Origin of the sequence: Methylocystis borbori, assembly GCF_036576025.1 — a bacterium.
Lineage (GTDB): Bacteria > Pseudomonadota > Alphaproteobacteria > Rhizobiales > Beijerinckiaceae > Methylocystis > Methylocystis borbori.
Genome location: NZ_JAZHYN010000006.1, coordinates 67,833 through 84,125 on the forward strand (window position 1 = coordinate 67,833; position 16,293 = coordinate 84,125).

Annotated in this window: 19 protein-coding genes; 4 read left to right on the top strand and 15 right to left on the bottom strand. The window is 63.5% G+C overall.

Translation table 11 applies throughout. The features are described from left to right. Window positions 1-4 precede the first annotated feature (4 nt). The 8 genes from V3H18_RS03465 to coaD form a co-directional block, all read right to left on the bottom strand. On the bottom strand, window positions 5-1,207 hold the full coding sequence (locus V3H18_RS03465) for a DNA methyltransferase (RefSeq protein WP_332080497.1): 1,203 nt from the start codon (window positions 1,205-1,207) through the stop codon (window positions 5-7). Window positions 1,208-1,210: 3 nt separating this feature from the next. Further along, window positions 1,211-1,495 (bottom strand): HigA family addiction module antitoxin, encoded by a 285-nt coding sequence (locus V3H18_RS03470; RefSeq protein WP_332080498.1) that lies wholly within the window; start codon window positions 1,493-1,495, stop codon window positions 1,211-1,213. A gap of 214 nt (window positions 1,496-1,709) precedes the next feature. After that, window positions 1,710-2,834: a tRNA guanosine(34) transglycosylase Tgt gene (gene tgt / locus V3H18_RS03475; protein WP_332080499.1), complete on the bottom strand. Its 1,125-nt coding sequence runs from the start codon at window positions 2,832-2,834 to the stop codon at window positions 1,710-1,712. After that, entirely contained in the window at window positions 2,831-3,166 is a 336-nt protein-coding gene (locus tag V3H18_RS03480; RefSeq protein ID WP_332080500.1) for a hypothetical protein, read from the bottom strand. The genes tgt and V3H18_RS03480 overlap by 4 nt, the downstream gene beginning before the upstream one ends. Next, window positions 3,163-4,248: a tRNA preQ1(34) S-adenosylmethionine ribosyltransferase-isomerase QueA gene (gene queA / locus V3H18_RS03485; protein ID WP_332080501.1), complete on the bottom strand. Its 1,086-nt coding sequence runs from the start codon at window positions 4,246-4,248 to the stop codon at window positions 3,163-3,165. Before queA ends, V3H18_RS03480 begins: the two co-directional genes overlap by 4 nt. 66 nt (window positions 4,249-4,314) lie before the next feature. Further along, window positions 4,315-4,770 carry a peptidylprolyl isomerase gene (locus V3H18_RS03490; RefSeq protein ID WP_332080502.1) on the bottom strand — a complete coding sequence of 152 codons (456 nt, stop codon included), beginning with the start codon at window positions 4,768-4,770 and terminating at the stop codon, window positions 4,315-4,317. A 139-nt stretch (window positions 4,771-4,909) separates the two neighbouring features. Then, complete coding sequence (locus V3H18_RS03495; RefSeq protein ID WP_332080503.1) at window positions 4,910-5,461, bottom strand: peptidylprolyl isomerase; 552 nt, start codon at window positions 5,459-5,461, stop codon at window positions 4,910-4,912. A 9-nt stretch (window positions 5,462-5,470) separates the two neighbouring features. Further along, on the bottom strand, window positions 5,471-5,977 hold the full coding sequence (coaD, locus tag V3H18_RS03500; protein ID WP_332080504.1) for a pantetheine-phosphate adenylyltransferase: 507 nt from the start codon (window positions 5,975-5,977) through the stop codon (window positions 5,471-5,473). A 55-nt stretch (window positions 5,978-6,032) separates the two neighbouring features. Between coaD and V3H18_RS03505 the strand changes: the two genes are divergently transcribed. The 4 genes from V3H18_RS03505 (at window position 6,033) to V3H18_RS03520 (ending at window position 7,467) form a co-directional block, all read left to right on the top strand. After that, on the top strand, window positions 6,033-6,524 hold the full coding sequence (locus tag V3H18_RS03505) for an NUDIX domain-containing protein (protein WP_332080505.1): 492 nt from the start codon (window positions 6,033-6,035) through the stop codon (window positions 6,522-6,524). A gap of 35 nt (window positions 6,525-6,559) precedes the next feature. Continuing rightward, complete coding sequence (locus V3H18_RS03510; RefSeq protein ID WP_332080506.1) at window positions 6,560-6,982, top strand: DUF2442 domain-containing protein; 423 nt, start codon at window positions 6,560-6,562, stop codon at window positions 6,980-6,982. Further along, on the top strand, window positions 6,951-7,178 hold the full coding sequence (locus tag V3H18_RS03515; protein ID WP_332080507.1) for a hypothetical protein: 228 nt from the start codon (window positions 6,951-6,953) through the stop codon (window positions 7,176-7,178). The genes V3H18_RS03510 and V3H18_RS03515 overlap by 32 nt, the downstream gene beginning before the upstream one ends. Before the next feature lie 82 nt (window positions 7,179-7,260). Next, window positions 7,261-7,467, top strand: coding sequence for a hypothetical protein (locus V3H18_RS03520; protein WP_332080508.1), 207 nt, complete (start codon window positions 7,261-7,263; stop codon window positions 7,465-7,467). Window positions 7,468-7,475: 8 nt separating this feature from the next. Here V3H18_RS03520 and gyrA read toward each other — a convergent pair whose 3' ends face one another. From gyrA to sufB, 7 genes are all read right to left on the bottom strand, one after another. Beyond that, window positions 7,476-10,214, bottom strand: coding sequence for a DNA gyrase subunit A (gene gyrA / locus V3H18_RS03525; RefSeq protein ID WP_332080509.1), 2,739 nt, complete (start codon window positions 10,212-10,214; stop codon window positions 7,476-7,478). 328 nt (window positions 10,215-10,542) lie between these two features. Next, the gene (locus V3H18_RS03530) at window positions 10,543-10,926 is read right to left on the bottom strand and encodes a HesB/IscA family protein (RefSeq protein WP_332080510.1); all 384 of its coding nucleotides are present in this window, start codon (window positions 10,924-10,926) and stop codon (window positions 10,543-10,545) included. Window positions 10,927-10,960: 34 nt separating this feature from the next. Further along, on the bottom strand, window positions 10,961-11,338 hold the full coding sequence (locus V3H18_RS03535) for an SUF system Fe-S cluster assembly protein (protein WP_332080511.1): 378 nt from the start codon (window positions 11,336-11,338) through the stop codon (window positions 10,961-10,963). 16 nt (window positions 11,339-11,354) lie between these two features. Then, window positions 11,355-12,599, bottom strand: a complete 1,245-nt coding sequence (locus tag V3H18_RS03540; protein ID WP_332080512.1) for a cysteine desulfurase — start codon at window positions 12,597-12,599, stop codon at window positions 11,355-11,357. Next, entirely contained in the window at window positions 12,596-13,888 is a 1,293-nt protein-coding gene (gene sufD, locus V3H18_RS03545) for a Fe-S cluster assembly protein SufD (protein ID WP_332080513.1), read from the bottom strand. The genes V3H18_RS03540 and sufD overlap by 4 nt, the downstream gene beginning before the upstream one ends. A gap of 4 nt (window positions 13,889-13,892) precedes the next feature. Then, on the bottom strand, window positions 13,893-14,645 hold the full coding sequence (sufC, locus tag V3H18_RS03550) for a Fe-S cluster assembly ATPase SufC (protein ID WP_332080515.1): 753 nt from the start codon (window positions 14,643-14,645) through the stop codon (window positions 13,893-13,895). 136 nt (window positions 14,646-14,781) lie between these two features. After that, the gene (sufB, locus tag V3H18_RS03555) at window positions 14,782-16,251 is read right to left on the bottom strand and encodes a Fe-S cluster assembly protein SufB (RefSeq protein WP_332080516.1); all 1,470 of its coding nucleotides are present in this window, start codon (window positions 16,249-16,251) and stop codon (window positions 14,782-14,784) included. Window positions 16,252-16,293: the final 42 nt, after the last annotated feature.

Here is a 16,293-nt window from a genome sequence, read left to right on the forward strand (position 1 = left end):
GGCGTCACAGGCGCCGCGCGATCACCGCGCGGTTGCTGTTGACGCCCTTGGCGTTGTTGTCGACTCCCCAGCAATTGCTGGTCTTCGTGAAAGACTGTTGATTGACGAGGACGCCGAGGCGCGCGAAGGGCAAGCCTTCAAGCGCGCGCCAGACGAGCCTTTCGAGCGGCAGCGCGCCGCCTCTCACCTCGCCGACCTCATAGACGACATGGCCGCCGCGCCGGACGACGCGCGCGAATTCTTCAAAAACCCCGCGGGTCATCGCCGACCAATCTTCAGGCGCGCGAAGTTGCGAGAGGACGATCCGATCTTGTCCGACGCCCGCGAACCAGTTGCGCAGCCAGTTGTCGGCTCGATAGTCAACGACATCGAGAAAAGGCGGCGAGGTGACGACAAGATCGACGCATCCAGCCTCAAGATGATCGAGCCGCGCCGCGTCGGCAACTGCGAGGCGCGGCTCCGCCGCGAGCGGCGGCGCGCCGCCGGCGAGCAAGGCGCGCGATTTTTTCAAGATCAGCGCGGCGATGTCGCGGGGCGGCGGCGCCTGCCCCCGCCGCGCATTGATCTTCAATTGCGCCTTCACTGAAACGGCCTGATTGGGCGGCATGGTGTAGACCGAGAAAAATCCTGGCGAATGGCCGGTCAGGCGATTGAGCGCGACCATTCTGATCCACTCGTCGACGGCGTCGAGCGCGCCCGCTTGCGCGCGCGCCAGCAAATAGCGCCGAAGCGCGCAAATCTGGCGCAGCGTTTCGTCGTGGTAAAACGCTAGCAGATCGTCCCGCTCGATTTCGCCGCTTCCCCAGGGCGCGGCGTCGAGCCGCGCGGCGATATCCTCGATTGTCGGCGGCCGCAGGCGTGGGCGCGTCAGCATCAGCGAGAGCGGATTGGCGTCCGAGCCGACAGGCCTGCGCCCCATCAACGCCGCCTCTAGCGCCGTCGTCCCACGCCCCATGAAGGGATCGCAGACCGTCTCGCCCGGCTGCGTCAGGCGGCCGATGAAGAAGGCCGGCAGTTGCGGCTTGAAACAGGCGCGATAGCTGATTTCATGCAGGGAATGCGCGCGCCGCTGCCCCGCCGTCCAATAGGCGTTTGTGTAATAGGGAATATCGTCCTCGACGGCGACGCCGGTCTTTGCGCCGAACTCGGCGAAAAGCCGCAATTCGTCGAGAAAGCTCTCTCCGCGACGGGCGGCGGCCGCGCGCATCTCCTATTCTTGCCGCCGGTCGGCGAGGCTTGGCAGCGATTTGATCCTGGCGCCCGAGGCGCTTCGCGCCAGAGCCAGCTCATACTGCGTTTGCAATTCCAGCCAGTCCTCCGGCTCGACGCCGAACCAATGGCCGAGGCGAAGCGCAGTGTCGGCGGTGACGCCGCGCTGGCCGTTGATGATCGCTGTGACGCGATTGACCGGCACGTCGATGTCGCGCGCGAGGTCGGAAGCCGTGAGCCCAAGATCGCGCAAATGGCGGGCGAGGATTTCGCCGGGATGAGGCATTGCGGTTTCCATCGATGACGATCTCAGTGCGTCGGCGGGCTTTGGCGCGGCATATTTCCGCCGGGCGGGCGTCGGCCGCTCGTCGAGCGCCTCTTGTCGCCCGCCCATCAAAAACCGCCGCGTCAGCTCCTCATGATAACGGCCCATATTCGCCCCTGCGGAATATAGTTTCCGTAAACCATATTATCTTTAACGTAAACTCTGCGACGGCCTTTTAGGCGCTTTCGCCCCTGATCCAGCCTTCGCGCGTCTCCGCCATGAAGTCGCCCAGGCGGCCCGCCGCGATTGCCGTGCGAATCCCCGCCATCAGCTCCTGATAATAGGCGACATTGGCCTGCGTCAGCAGCATCATCCCCAGGATTTCCCCCGCTTTCACGAGATGGTGCAGATAGGCGCGCGAATAATCCCGCGCCGCCGGACAGGAGGATGCTTCATCGAGCGGGCGCGGATCCTCGGCGTGACGGGCGTTGCGCAGCGTCACGCGGCCATGGCGGGTATAGGCGAGGCCATGACGGCCGGCCCGCGTCGGCATCACGCAATCGAACATGTCGACGCCGCGCGCGACCGCCTGCATAATGTCGTCGGGGGTCCCGACGCCCATCAGATAGCGCGGCTTCTCAAGGGGCAAATGCGGGATGGCGGTCTCCAACATGTCGAGCATGACCTGCTGCGGTTCGCCCACCGCGAGACCGCCAACAGCTATTCCTTGAAAGTCCATATCCGCCAGCGCCTTGGCGCTCTCGATGCGTAAGAGCTTAGAGGCGCCGCCCTGAACGATGCCGAAAAGCGCCCTCCCCGGGCGCTCCCGAAAAGCCTTGCGCGAGCGCTCCGCCCAGCGCAGCGAGAGGCGCATGGCGCGCTCGGCCTCGGCTTCCGAACATGGCAGGCGCACGCATTCGTCGAGCTGCATCTGAATATCGGCGCCGAGCAGGTCCTGTATTTCCATCGAACGTTCGGGCGATAGCTGGTGGCGCGAGCCGTCAATATGGGACTGGAAGGTGACGCCTTGCTCGTCGAGCTTGCGCAGCTTCGCCAGCGACATCACCTGAAAGCCGCCGGAATCGGTGAGGATCGGATAGGGCCAGCGCATGAAATGATGCAGGCCGCCGAGCCGCGCGATGCGCTCCGCGCCCGGCCGCAGCATCAGATGATAGACGTTGCCGAGGAGAATATCGGCGCCCGCGGCGCGGACGTCCTCGACAAACATCGCCTTCACCGTCGCCGCCGTGCCCACCGGCATGAAGGCGGGCGTGCGAATGGCTCCGCGCGGCGTAAAAATCTCGCCCTTGCGGGCGAAGCCGTCCGTGGCGTCGATGGCGAAGGAGAAGCCCTGCGTCATAACCCGTCCTTGGCGCCGAGCGCCGCGATCTTGACGATACGATAGAGGCCGCTGTCCGTCTCATTGAACCATACGGAAAAATTCGCGCCGATCCTTATTTCCGCTTCACGTAAATCGGTGCGCCAGCGCTCTATGCCCGCGCCGAAGTCGATGCCGCCGTCGCGGCGCAGGATGAAGGGCCGCATCCCCGCGCCCTCGAGATCGAAGGCGCCGAAAAGATCCCATGTCGAGGCGATGCGCGCGTCAACAATGCGCGCGTCGACGGTCATCGGCGCTTCGGTCGGATCGTCGCGCCAAAGCGCCACAATGCGCATGTCGCGCGCTTCGCTCATCGCTCGCCGCGCTGCAGGAGGCAGGCGTCTCCATAGGAGTAAAAGCGATAGCCGTTCTCGATCGCATGGGCGTAGGCGGCCTTTATGCGATCAAGGCCGGAGAAGGCCGAGACCAGCATGAAGAGCGTCGAGCGCGGCAGATGGAAATTGGTGAGCAGGATATCGACGGCGCGGAAACGATAGCCGGGCGTGATGAAAATTTTCGTGCGCGCCGCGTAAGGCGACAGTCTGCCCTCCGCGTCCGCCGCGCTTTCCAAGACGCGCAGGGCGGTCGTGCCGACGGCGACGATGCGCCCGCCCTTGCCGCGCGTTTCATTGAGCGCCCCCGCCGTCTTGGCGTCGAGCCGGGCGAATTCCTCATGCATGAGATGGGCGTCGGTATCATCGGCCTTCACCGGCAAAAAAGTGCCGGCGCCGACATGCAGCGTCACGCGATGAAGCCGCGCGCCGCGCGCCGCGATCGCGGCGAGAAGCGCCGGCGTGAAATGCAGGCCCGCCGTCGGCGCCGCCACCGCCCCAGCCTCGCGCGCAAAGAGCGTCTGATAGTCGATTTCGTCCCGCGCGTCGGCCGCGCGCTTGCCGGCGATGTAAGGCGGCAGAGGCATCTCGCCCGCCGCCTCGATCGCCGCATCCAGCGCCGCGCCGGCAAGGTCGAAGGCGAGCGCGATCTCGCCGTTCTCGCCTTTCGCTTCGACGCGCGCATCGAACGTTTCGACTGCTTGGTCGCTGCGCGCGTCGCAATGAGGGCCGAAGGAGATGCGATCGCCAATGGCGAGCTTTTTCGCCGGCCGCGCCAGCGCGCGCCAGCGCGACGGATCGAGCCGCTCGATCAACGTCGCCTCGACATTGGCGCTCGCTTCGCTGCGGATTCGCTGTCCGGCAAGCCGCGCGTGAATGACGCGCGAATCATTGACGACAAGCGCATCGCCCTCCCGCAGATAGGCGGGCAGATCGCTTACGCTTCGATCTTCAAAGCCGCCCACGGCCGGAACGACCAGCATGCGCGCGCTGTCGCGCGGGCTCGCGGGCCGCAGCGCGATACGGTCTTGCGGGAGCTCGAAGTCGAAGAGGTCGACGCGCATGGGTCAATGCTGAGGCGAAAATGGCCGGGACAAGCCCAGCCATAACGCGCGTGTCGCGGCAAAGCGTCAGCCCAGCGTCGCCTTGATGATTTTATCCGGATTCTGCACCGGCTCGCCGCGCTTGATCTTGTCGACATTCTCCATGCCGGAGATCACTTCGCCCCACACCGTATATTTCCGGTCGAGGAAGCCCGCGTCGGTAAAGCAGATGAAGAATTGCGAATTGGCGCTGTCGGGATCCTGCGCGCGCGCCATGGAGCATGTGCCGCGCACGTGCGGCTGGGCGTTAAACTCGGCCTTGAGGTCCGGATATTTCGAGCCGCCGGTGCCGGTGCCGCGCGGACAGCCCGTCTGCGCCATGAAGCCGTCGATCACGCGGTGAAAGACGATGCCGTCATAAAAGCCCTCGGAGACGAGCTTCTTGATATGCGCGACGTGATTGGGCGCGAGGTCGGGACGAAATTTGATGACGACCGGCCCTTGGGTCGTCTCCAGCGTCATTGTGTCGGCGGCGTCTGTCATAATGGCTCCTGTTGTTTCGTGAGCGCCCGGTTCCGCCATGTGTCATGGCCGGGCTTGGCCCGGCCATCCACAAGGAGCATCCCCGCGTGGATGCCCGCGACAAGCGCGGGCATGACGCTGCGGATGGACTATGGAAAACTCAGCTCTCGTCTCCGGCGACGCGGAGCTTAACGATCTTATCCGGGCTATCGACCATGCCATTATTCGACTTCGATCCCTTCTTGATCTTGTCGACAATGTCCATGCCCGATACGACTTCGCCGAACACCGTATATTTGCCATTGAGCTGCGGCGCATCGGCGAAGCAGATGAAAAATTGCGAATTGGCGGAGTCCTTGTCGCCCGCCTGACGCGCCATGCCGAGCGTGCCGCGCTTGAACGGCGTATCCGAGAACTCGGCCTTGAGGTCGAGGTAGCGCGAGCCGCTCATGCCCGTGCCGGTGGGATCGCCCGCCTGCGCCATGAATCCGTCGATGACGCGGTGGAACACGATGCCGTCGTAGAAATGCTCCTTGGCGAGCTTTTCGATCCGCTCGACGTGCTTGGGCGCGAGGTCGGGCCGCAGCTTGATGGTGACGCGGCCGTCCTTGGTGTCAAGGTACAGGATGTGTTCGTCGGCGGCGAAGGCGGGCACAGCGCCAAGCGCGGCGACGGCCGCAACGGCGAGAAGCAGACGGCGGGTCAGTTTCATAAAGCCTCCCTATGTATTATCGCGCTTTTGAACGGCGCGTTTGAGGGCCTCGACAGCTGCGGCCGGCGCGAAACCGGACACGTCGCCGCCAAGCGCCGCGATCTGACGCACGAAGGTTCCGCTGACATGGCGAAGCCCAGGCGAAGCCGGCAGGAAGATCGTGCGGATCTCGGGCGCGAGCGTCCCGTTCATCCCCGCCATCTGCATCTCATAGTCGAAATCGACGCCGTCCCGCAAACCGCGCAAAATCGCGCAGGCCCCGTGCCAGCGCGCCGCCTCGACCACGAGGCCGTCGAAGCTCACGACCTCGAAGGCGCATTTTCCGTCGAGCCTGGCGCAGACGTCGCGGATGATCGCCGCCCGCGCGTCGAAGGTCAGCCATGGCGCCTTGCCGTGATGAACGCCTATGGCGACGATGATCTTGTCGAACAGCGCCGCGCCCTGCTCGATCACGTCGAGATGGCCGAAGGTCAGAGGATCGAAACTGCCCGAGTAAAGGGCGACGCGCGTCGTCATGAGAGGGGTATAGGGGATTTCGGGGCAATATGGGAGGCTGACCGGAGGGCGGCAGATGGCGAAGACGAGCGCGGGCGTTCTGCTGTTTCGCCGGGTCGGCGACGGCGTCGAGTTTCTGCTGGTCCATCCCGGCGGTCCCTTCTGGGCCAAGAAGGACGCGGGAGCCTGGTCGATCCCCAAGGGCCTTATCGATGTCGGCGAAGACCCGCTCGCGGCGGCGAAGCGCGAACTCGAGGAAGAGACCGGCATTGTCGCCGCGGGGGATTTGACGCCGCTCGGCGCTTTCGTTCAGCCGAGCGGCAAGACGGTCGTCGCCTTCGCCCTCGAACAGGATTTCGACCCCGCCGAACTGCGCAGCAATATGTGTCCGATCGAATGGCCGCCGAAATCGGGAAAGCGGATGGAAATTCCCGAGGTCGATCGCGCCGGCTGGTTCGCGCTGGAGGCGGCGCTGGAGAAGATCACGAAAGGTCAGGCGCCGATCGTGAGGGCGCTGGCGGAGAAATTGAAGGCGCGGGCGGCTGGGGATATTGAAAACCCATCGTGATAGGTTATTCTCATTGATGGTTACTGAGGCGATCCATGGGTGAGCTCACTGAGGCGGAGATTGACGCCGCATTGAGGCGGGGCGCGCAAGTTCAAATCATCGAGCCGCGCGCGGACTCCGCGCGCTATGACCGCGCCAATGATCGCGTGATCGTCGAATTGACAAATGGCTGCGCCTTTGTCTTTCCGGCGCGATTGGCGCAAGGGTTAGAGGATGCCGCGCCCGAGCAATTGGAGGCGGTCGAAATTCTAGGCGCCGGAGCGGGCCTCCATTGGGAGGCGCTTGACGTCGATCTCTCGGTTCCGGGCCTGCTAGCCGGCGTGTTTGGAACGAAGTCTTATCTTGCGCGATGCGCCGGCGCGTCGCGCTCGCCCGCGAAGGCGGCTGCTGCGCGCGCGAAGGGCGGAAGGCCGAGGAAAGAGAGAAATGACAAAACTGCTGGAAAAAGCCATCGATAAAGCGCGCGCGCTCTCCGAGGGGGAACAGGATATCGTCGCCCTGCTCATTCTCGATGCGATAGAGACTGGCGCGCATCCTGCCGCGCTCGATGATGTGACCATCGCTGCGCTTGAAGATGGATTGGCGGAGGCGCGACGCGGAGAATTCGCCTCGGAAGAGGAAGTGGCCGCTCTTTGGAAGCGCCATGGGTTATGACGGCATATGAAAGCACGATTTACGCGGCGGGCGCTGGCTGATCTCTCGCAAATTTTCGCTTATTTGGATGAGAGAAGTCCGGTTGGCGCCGCGCGCGTCAAAGGGGCTCCAAAAAAGGACAATCGATTCGATTGAAATATTTCCTTTGGGCGGCCAGCTTTCGGACTGGGGCGGGCTGCGCGAACGTCCGGTCAGCCCTTTCCCCTATATTGTTTATTGGGCGGTCGAAGGCGAGGAATTGTGGATCGTGCATATCCGCCATGCGGCGCGACGACGACCGGTTAAATAGAAGTCATTTCACTCTTCGCCTTCCTCCCCTTCGCCCACATCGCCGATATGCTCCACCGACACCACGCGTTCGTCATCGGCGGTGTCGAACACGATGACGCCCTGCGCGCCGCGGCCGGCGATGCGGATGCCGTCTACCGGGCAGCGGATGAGCTGGCCGCCGTCCGTCACCAGCATGATTTCGTCGCCATGCGCCACCGGGAATGAAGCCACGAGCTTGCCGTTGCGCGCGTTCACCGCCATGGCGACGATGCCTTTGCCGCCGCGCCCGGTCGTTCGATATTCGTAAGAGCTCGTCCGCTTGCCGTAGCCGTTCTCCGACACGGTCAGGATGATCTGCTCGGCCGCCTGCATCTCATAGAAGCGCGTATCGGAAAGCTCCACGGCGCCCGCCGCTTCTTCCGCGTCGGCGCCCGTTTCGCCCCCCTCCGGCGACACGTCTTCGCCCATGCGCCGACGCAGCGCGTTGGCGCGCTTGAGGTAGGAGGCGCGCTCATCCCCCGTCGCCTCGAAATGATTGAGGATGGAGAGCGAGATCACCCTGTCCCCCTCCCCCAGCGTCACGCCGCGCACGCCCATGGAGGTGCGGCCCTGGAAGACGCGCACCTCGGGCGTGGCGAAGCGAATGCAATGGCCGTCGCGCGTCGTCAGCAGCACGTCGTCGCGCTCGGTCGCGGTCGCGACATCGACGATCGCCTCCCCCTCGTCGAGCTTCATCGCGATGAGGCCGTTGCGGCGCACCTCGATAAAATCGGAAAGCTTGTTGCGCCTTATCGTGCCGCCCGTCGTCGCAAAGATCACGTCGAGCGTCGCCCAGCTTCCTTCATCCTCGGGCAGCGGCATGATGGTGGTGATGCGTTCGCCCTGCTCCAGCGGCAGCATATTGACGAGCGCCTTGCCCCGCGCCTGCGGCGCCGAGAGCGGCAGGCGCCAGACCTTCTCTTTATAGGCCTTGCCAAGCGAGGAAAAGAACAGCACCGGCGTATGCGTATTGGCGACGAAGAGCCGGTGGACGAAATCCTCCTCCTTCGTCTGCATGCCGGAGCGGCCCTTGCCGCCGCGCCGCTGCGCGCGATAGGTCGAGAGCGGCACGCGCTTGATATAGCCGGCATGCGAGACGGTCACGACCATATCCTCGCGAGCGATGAGGTCTTCGTCCTCGACCTCGCCGTCGGCCTCGATAATTTCCGTGCGGCGCGGCGTGGCGTGCGCTTCCTTGACCGCGAGCAGCTCCTCCTTGACGATGGCGAAGAGCCGTTCGCGCGAGCGCAGGATATCAAGATAATCGGCGATCTCGGCGGCGAGCTTGTTCAAGGCCTCGGCGATTTCCTCGCGGCCTAGCGCGGTCAAGCGTTGCAGGCGCAGATCGAGAATGGCGCGCGCCTGCGCCTCCGACAGGCGGCAGGTTCCGTCTTCGCTGAGCTTATGGCGCGGATCGGCGATCAGCTCGACGAGCGGCGCCATGTCCTTCGCCGGCCAGTCGCGCGCCATCAAGGCTTCGCGCGCCGCCGCCGCGTCGGGCGACGAACGGATGAGATGAATGACCTCGTCGATATTGGCGACGGCGATGGCGAGGCCGACCTGCAAATGGGCGTTGTCGCGCGCCTTGGCGAGACGGAACTTGGTGCGCCGCGTCACCACCGTCTCGCGGAAATCGACGAAGGCGCGCAGCACGTCATGGAGCGTCATCAGCTCGGGGCGCCCGCCGTTCAGCGCGATCATATTCACGGGGAAACTCGTCTGCAGCGCGGTGTGGCGCCAGAGCTGATTCATCACCACGTCGGCGACCGCCTCGCGCTTCAACTCGATAACGATGCGCATGCCGTCGCGGTCGGATTCGTCGCGCAGATCGGAGATGCCCTCGATCTTCTTTTCCTTGACGAGATCGGCGATGCGCTCGATCAGCGCCGCCTTGTTCACCTGATAAGGAATTTCGGTGAAGACGATCGCCTCGCGATCCTTGCGCAGCGTCTCGATGCCGCCTTTCGCGCGCATGATGATCGAGCCGCGCCCGGTCGCAAAGGCATTGCGAATGCCGCCGCGCCCGAGGATCGTCGCCGCGGTCGGAAAATCCGGACCCGGCACGATCTCCATCAGCTCGGCGACGCTCATATCCGGTTTGTCAATCATCGCCACGCAGGCGTCGATCACCTCGCCGAGATTATGCGGCGGAATATTCGTCGCCATGCCGACGGCGATTCCGCCCGCGCCGTTTACGAGAAGATTCGGAAAGCGCGCGGGAAGAACCGAGGGCTCGTGCTCCTTGGCGTCGTAGTTCGGCTGGAAATCGACCGTGCCCTCATCGAGGTCCTCGAGCAACGCGAGCGCGGGCTTGGCGAGACGCGACTCCGTATAGCGCATCGCCGCCGGCGGATCATTGTCCACCGAGCCGAAATTGCCTTGCCCGTCGATGAGCGGCAGCCGCATCGAAAAGGGCTGCGCCATGCGCACCAGCGCGTCGTAAATCGCGGCGTCGCCATGCGGGTGATATTTACCCATCACGTCGCCGACGATGCGCGCGGATTTCACATAGGCCTTGTCGGGCGTGTGCCCATTCTCATGCATCGAGAAGAGAATGCGGCGATGCACGGGCTTCAACCCGTCGCGCACGTCAGGCAGCGCGCGCGAAACGATCACGCTCATCGCATAATCGAGATAGGAGCGCTTCATCTCGTCGGCGATGGACACCGGCTTGATATCCGAACCGGGCTTATCGGGATCGTCTTTTTTTGTGTCTTCGTCAGCCAATGGCGCGCCAATTCGAATTGAGCGTTTCGCGTCGTATTTCTATAGGCGATTCTCGGCGCAGGCGCCAGCCGCGACATATATGGAATATCTTTCTATTTCAAATATTTATAGAGATAGTAAGAGGGCTTGGCGTGGTTTTTCCGGCTTCATCCAAGCGTATTCTCAAATTGGGCGCCCTTGGCGCGTCCGGGCCGGGCGCCTCCTGCCCTTGAAGCGGCTCCGCCGGCTTCTCTCAGGCCGCAATTGGCGAGGAGCCCCGGCGAGCCTGGCGGAAAGGCGCTCTATAGGAGGAACGAAGGCCAGGGAAGGCCTTTGGCGCGTGGAGGCGCTACGGCTCCACAGCGCTCAGCGCGGGCTCTTCCCCGGCCGGCTTCAATTCGACGCTTTCGCCGCAGCCGCAGGCCGAGGTCTGATTGGGGTTTTCGAAGACGAAGGTCGAGCTGAACTGCGTCGACTTCATATCCATCCTCGTGCCGAGGAGATAAAGCACCGCCTTGGCGTCGATGATGACCCGCGCGCCCTCGCTCTCGATCACTTCGTCGCCTGGGAGCGGTTCGCCGATCTCCATTTTGTAGGACATGCCCGCGCAGCCGCCCTTTTCGACGGAGACGCGCAAGCCCTCGTCGGGGCCCGCCTTCGCCAGCAGCGCGCGCACGCGCTCGGCCGCCGCCGGGCTCACATTCATCACGCTCATTTTCGGCAAGGCCGCCATCGCTCGCTATCCCCCGTTATCGGCGCTTTCGCGCTCACCACATGTCGAGAGCGACCCTCGCCTCATCCGACATACGGCTTTGATCCCAAGGCGGATCGAACACCATATTGACTTTCACGTCGCTGACGCCGGGCACGGCGCTCACCGCGTTCTTCACCCATATAGGCATTTCCCCCGCGACGGGACAACCCGGAGCGGTCAGCGTCATGTCGATTTCCACGACTCCCTCGTCGGAAATATCTACTCGGTAGACAAGGCCCAGCTCATAGATGTCGGCGGGAATTTCCGGGTCGAACACAGTTTTGAGCGCCTTCACGATGTCATTCGTCAGACGCTCCATCTCGATGGCCTGAGGCGTCCGATCCGACGCGGCGTCGCGCGGCGCGTCGCTCGTAGGGGAAACATCGGTCATGAGCACGCAATTCTCCTCAGGAGAACAGGGCGCGGGACTTGTTCAGCGCCTCGGCCAGCCGGTCGATCTCCTCGAGCGTATTATAGAGCGCGAAGGAGGCGCGGCAGGTTGAGGAAACCCCGAAGTGGCTCAGAAGCGGCATGGCGCAATGCGTGCCGGCGCGCACGGCGATTCCCGAACGGTCGATGATCGTCGCAATGTCATGCGCATGCGCCGCCGCCATGTCGAAGGAGAGGATCGGCCCCTTGTCCGGCGCGCGGCCGAAGATGCGCAGGCCCTCGATCTGCGCAAGGCGCTCATGCGCATAGGCGGTGAGCTTCGCCTCATGCTCGCGGATCGCCGGCCGGCCGATACGCTCCATATAGTCCAGAGCCGCGCCGAGGCCGACGGCTTGAGCGATCGGCGGCGTGCCGGCTTCGAAGCGATGCGGGGGCGCGTTATAAGTTACGTAATCGCGCGACACGGTTTCGATCATCTCGCCGCCGCCGCAGAAAGGCGGCAGTTCCTCGAGCCATTTACGCTTGCCGTAAAGCGCGCCGATTCCGGTCGGTCCGTAGAGTTTGTGGCCCGTCACGATATAGAAATCCACATCCAGCGCGCGCACGTCGACGTCGAGATGCACCGCGCCCTGCGACCCGTCGACGACAAGCGGAACCCCATGCGCATGGGCGATGCGCGCGACTTCGGCGATCGGCGTCGGCCAGCCCAGCACGTTCGACATATGGGTGAGCGTGACGATCTTGGTGCGGTCGGTGAAGAGCTTTTCGAAAGCGTCGGGGTCGAACCTTCCATCGTCGTCCGTCTCGATCCATTTCAGCACGGCGCCCTTGCGCTCGCGCAGAAAATGCCAGGGCACGATGTTGGAATGATGCTCGGTGAGCGACAGGATGATTTCGTCGCCTTCGCCGATATGGGCGAGGCCGAACGAGGCCGCCACTAGATTCAACGCCTCCGTCGCGCCGCGGGTGAATATGATTTCTTCCGTCGACTCCGCGTTCAGAAAGCGTCGCACCGCCTCGCGCGCGCCCTCATAGGCCTCCGTCGAGGCGTTGGCGAGATAATGCAGCCCGCGATGCACATTGGCGTATTCATGTTCGTAAAAATGCGACAGCCGCTCTATGACGGCGCGCGGCTTTTGCGCCGAGGCGGCGTTGTCGAGATAAGCGAGCGGCTTGCCATAGGGACGTTCCGAGAGGATCGGAAAATCCTTGCGGATTTCCTCCACATCATAGGCGGCGCGAATGCGTGTGAGCTCGTTCATCCTGCAATCCTTCGCGAGAGCCAAGCGCCGACGCGTTCGCTCAAAAACGCGCGCAACTCGTCATTGTCGAGCGTCTCCACCGCTTCATTGGCGAATCCTTCGATCAGCAGGGCTTCGGCCTCGCGTCGCGGCACCCCGCGCGCGCAAAGATAAAAGAGCTGATTCTTGTCGATCCGTCCGCATGTTGCGCCGTGTCCGCATTGCACGTCATCGGCGAATATCTCAAGCTCGGGCTTGTTGTTCATGGTGGCGTTCTCGGAGAGGAGCAACGCCTTGGACTGCATCGAGCCGTCCGTCTTCTGCGCGCCGGGCCGCACGATGATCTTGCCCTGAAAAACGCCGACGCTTTGTTGATCGAGAATGGTTCGGAAACATTCGCGGCTTTCGCCATGCGGCTTCGCATGATCGACGACAAGCGTCGTGTCCGCGTGCAGGCGTCCGCGGCCGAGCGTCGCGCCGTTGAAGGCGGCTTTCGCGTTTTCGCCGTCGAGACGCGCGAAGAGTTGCCGGCGCGCCAGCCCCTCTCCCTCGATCAAGGCGAATGAGTTAAGCGCCGCATCCCCTTCAAGATGCGCGAGCAGGCTGAGGAGCCGGATCGACTCAGGCGCGTCGCCGGAGAAGACGGTGACGAGATCGAGTGAAGCGCCCGCGCCGAGCCGGACGGCCATGGCGTGATTGTCCTGCGCCGGCGCCTTGGAAAGCGAAGCGACGGTTTCGATCAATGTCGCATGCGCGCCCGCGCCCAGTATCACGAGCGAACGCGTATAGCTCGACTGCGCGGCCTCGGCGGAAGCGAAAGTCGCGAGTTCGATCGCGCGCTCGATCTTCGCGCCCGGCGCGAAGCGCAGCACGACCCCGTCCTGCATGAGCGCGGCGTTGAGCGCGACGACGGCGTCATCGACGCCAAGATCGGCGCTCGCCAGCGCTGTCATTACCTCCGCCGCGCCTTCCTCCAGCGCGTCGCGCAGCGACTGCGCGACGACGCCTTCCGGGAGCCGCGCCAAATCTGAAAGATCGGGCCGGAAAACCCCGTCGAGGGTGACAAGCCGCAGCGAATCGTGCGCGCGCGGCAACGCTGGGCTGGCGTGAGAGGCTTTCGCGAGCGGCGCCGGCTTGCTGAGCGCGGCCTTGAGGTCGGTGTAATGCCAGGACTCGATGCGACGGTTCGGCAGGCCGCGATCGGCGAACGCCGCCCAAGCCGCCGCGCGCAATTTCGGCGCGCCCTTGTCCTGCATTTCTTCAAAGAATGACGCGAAGGCGCCTTCCGCTTCGCTCGCCAATTTTATCATCGCCTCACACCGCCTCTTCCGCGACGTATTCCTGATAGCCCCGCTCTTCGAGCTCCAATGCAAGCTCCGGCCCGCCGGTGCGCTGGATGCAGCCTTTCGCCATGACATGCACCGTGTCGGGCTTAATGTAGTCGAGCAGGCGTTGATAATGGGTGATGACGACAAAACTGCGGTCGGGGGCGCGCAGCGCATTGACGCCCTCCGACACGACGCGCAACGCGTCGATGTCGAGTCCCGAATCCGTTTCGTCGAGGATGGCGAGCTTGGGTTGCAGCAACGCCATCTGCAGAATTTCCATGCGTTTCTTCTCGCCGCCGGAGAAGCCGGAATTGACCGGGCGCTTCAGCATGTCCTGCGGCACGCCAAGCGCCGCCGCCGCCTCATTCACGCGCTTGATGAATTCGGGGGTCTGCAGCTCCGCCTCGCCGCGCGCGCGCCGACAGGCGTTGAGCGCCGCTTTGAGGAAGGTCATGGTCGCGACGCCCGGAATCTCGACAGGATATTGGAAGGCGAGGAAGACGCCCTTGGCGACGCGTTCGGAAGGCTCGAGGCCGAGAATATTCTCGCCGTTGAGCTTCACTTCGCCTTCGGTGACGTCATAACCCTCGCGGCCGGCGATGACGTAGGAAAGCGTCGACTTGCCCGTGCCGTTCGGGCCCATGATGGCGGCGACCTCGCCAGCTTTCACGCTGAGCGTCAAGCCTTTCAGAATTTCCCGCCCGCCGACCGAGACGTGGAGGTTTTTTATTTCGAGCATGTGTATTTCCGCCGCCTTTATGCGTCATCGCAGGCCTTGAACCCGCCATTCGTATCTTGGCTTTCCACGACTCTCCTCGCCGTCCGTCTCTCGTTTCGGCGCGCCGGGAGAGTCCCGTCGTGACGGGCTTTTCCCGTCACCCCACGCTTCCTTCCAGAGAGATCGAAATCAATTTCTGCGCCTCGACCGCGAACTCCATCGGAAGCTGCTGCAGCACGTCGCGCACGAAGCCGTTGACGATCAGCGCCGTCGCCTCTTCCTGGGAAAGCCCGCGTTGCATGGCGTAGAAGAGCTGGTCATCGGAGATTTTCGAGGTCGTCGCCTCATGCTCGAATTGCGCGCTCGGGTTCTTCGACTCGACATAGGGCACGGTATGGGCGCCGCAGTCATGGCCGATCAGCAGGCTGTCGCATTGCGTGAAATTGCGCGCCCCTTCCGCCTTGCGATGCGCGGAGACCTGGCCGCGATAGGTATTCTGCGAATGGCCGGCCGAAATGCCCTTCGAGATGATGCGGCTTGTCGTGTTCTTGCCGAGATGCAGCATCTTGGTGCCGCTGTCGACCTGCTGACGGCCGTTCGACACAGCGATCGAATAGAACTCGCCGTGGGACCCGTCGCCGCGCAGGACGCATGACGGATATTTCCAGGTGATGGCGGAGCCCGTCTCCACCTGAGTCCAGGAAATATGCGAATTGCGGCCGCGGCAGTCGCCGCGCTTCGTCACGAAATTATAAATGCCGCCCTTGCCTTCGCTGTCGCCGGGATACCAGTTCTGCACCGTCGAATATTTGATCTCGGCGTCGTCGAGCGCGACAAGCTCCACGACCGCTGCATGCAACTGGTTCTCGTCGCGCTTTGGCGCCGTGCAGCCTTCGAGATAGCTCACATAGGCGCCCTCATCCGCGATGATGAGCGTGCGCTCGAACTGGCCGGTGTTCTTCTCGTTGATGCGGAAATAGGTGGAAAGCTCCATCGGGCACCGCACGCCCTTCGGCACATAGACGAAGGAGCCGTCGGAGAAGACCGCGCTGTTCAGCGTGGCGTAGAAATTGTCCGTCACCGGCACGACGGAGCCTAGATATTTCCTCACCAGTTCGGGGTGAGTCTTCACCGCCTCAGAGATCGGGCAGAAGATCACGCCCGCTTTAGCGAGCTCCTCCTTGAAGGTCGTCGCCACCGAGACGCTGTCGAAAACGGCGTCGACCGCGACGCGGCGCGTCTCCACCCCGGCGAGAATCTCCTGCTCGCGCAGCGGAATGCCGAGCTTTTCATAAGTGCGCAGCAGTTCGGGATCGACCTCGTCGAGCGTTTTCGGACCGGGCGTCGATTTCGGCGCCGAATAGTAATAGAGGTCCTGATAGTCGATCGGCGGATAATGCACGCGCGCCCAGGTCGGCTCCGGCATGGTCAGCCAGCGGCGATAAGCCTCGAGGCGCCATTCCGTCATCCAATCCGGCTCGTTCTTCTTCGCCGAGATGAAACGGACGATGTCTTCGTTGAGGCCTTTGGGAGCCTTTTCCGACTCGATGTCGGTCGAAAACCCATATTTATAGGCGTCGACGTCGATTTCTTCGACGCGCGCAACGGTCTCCTGACGAGCCGCCATCTTTCTTTCTCCTCGTCACGACGGGTTCAAGGCCCGCCGGCC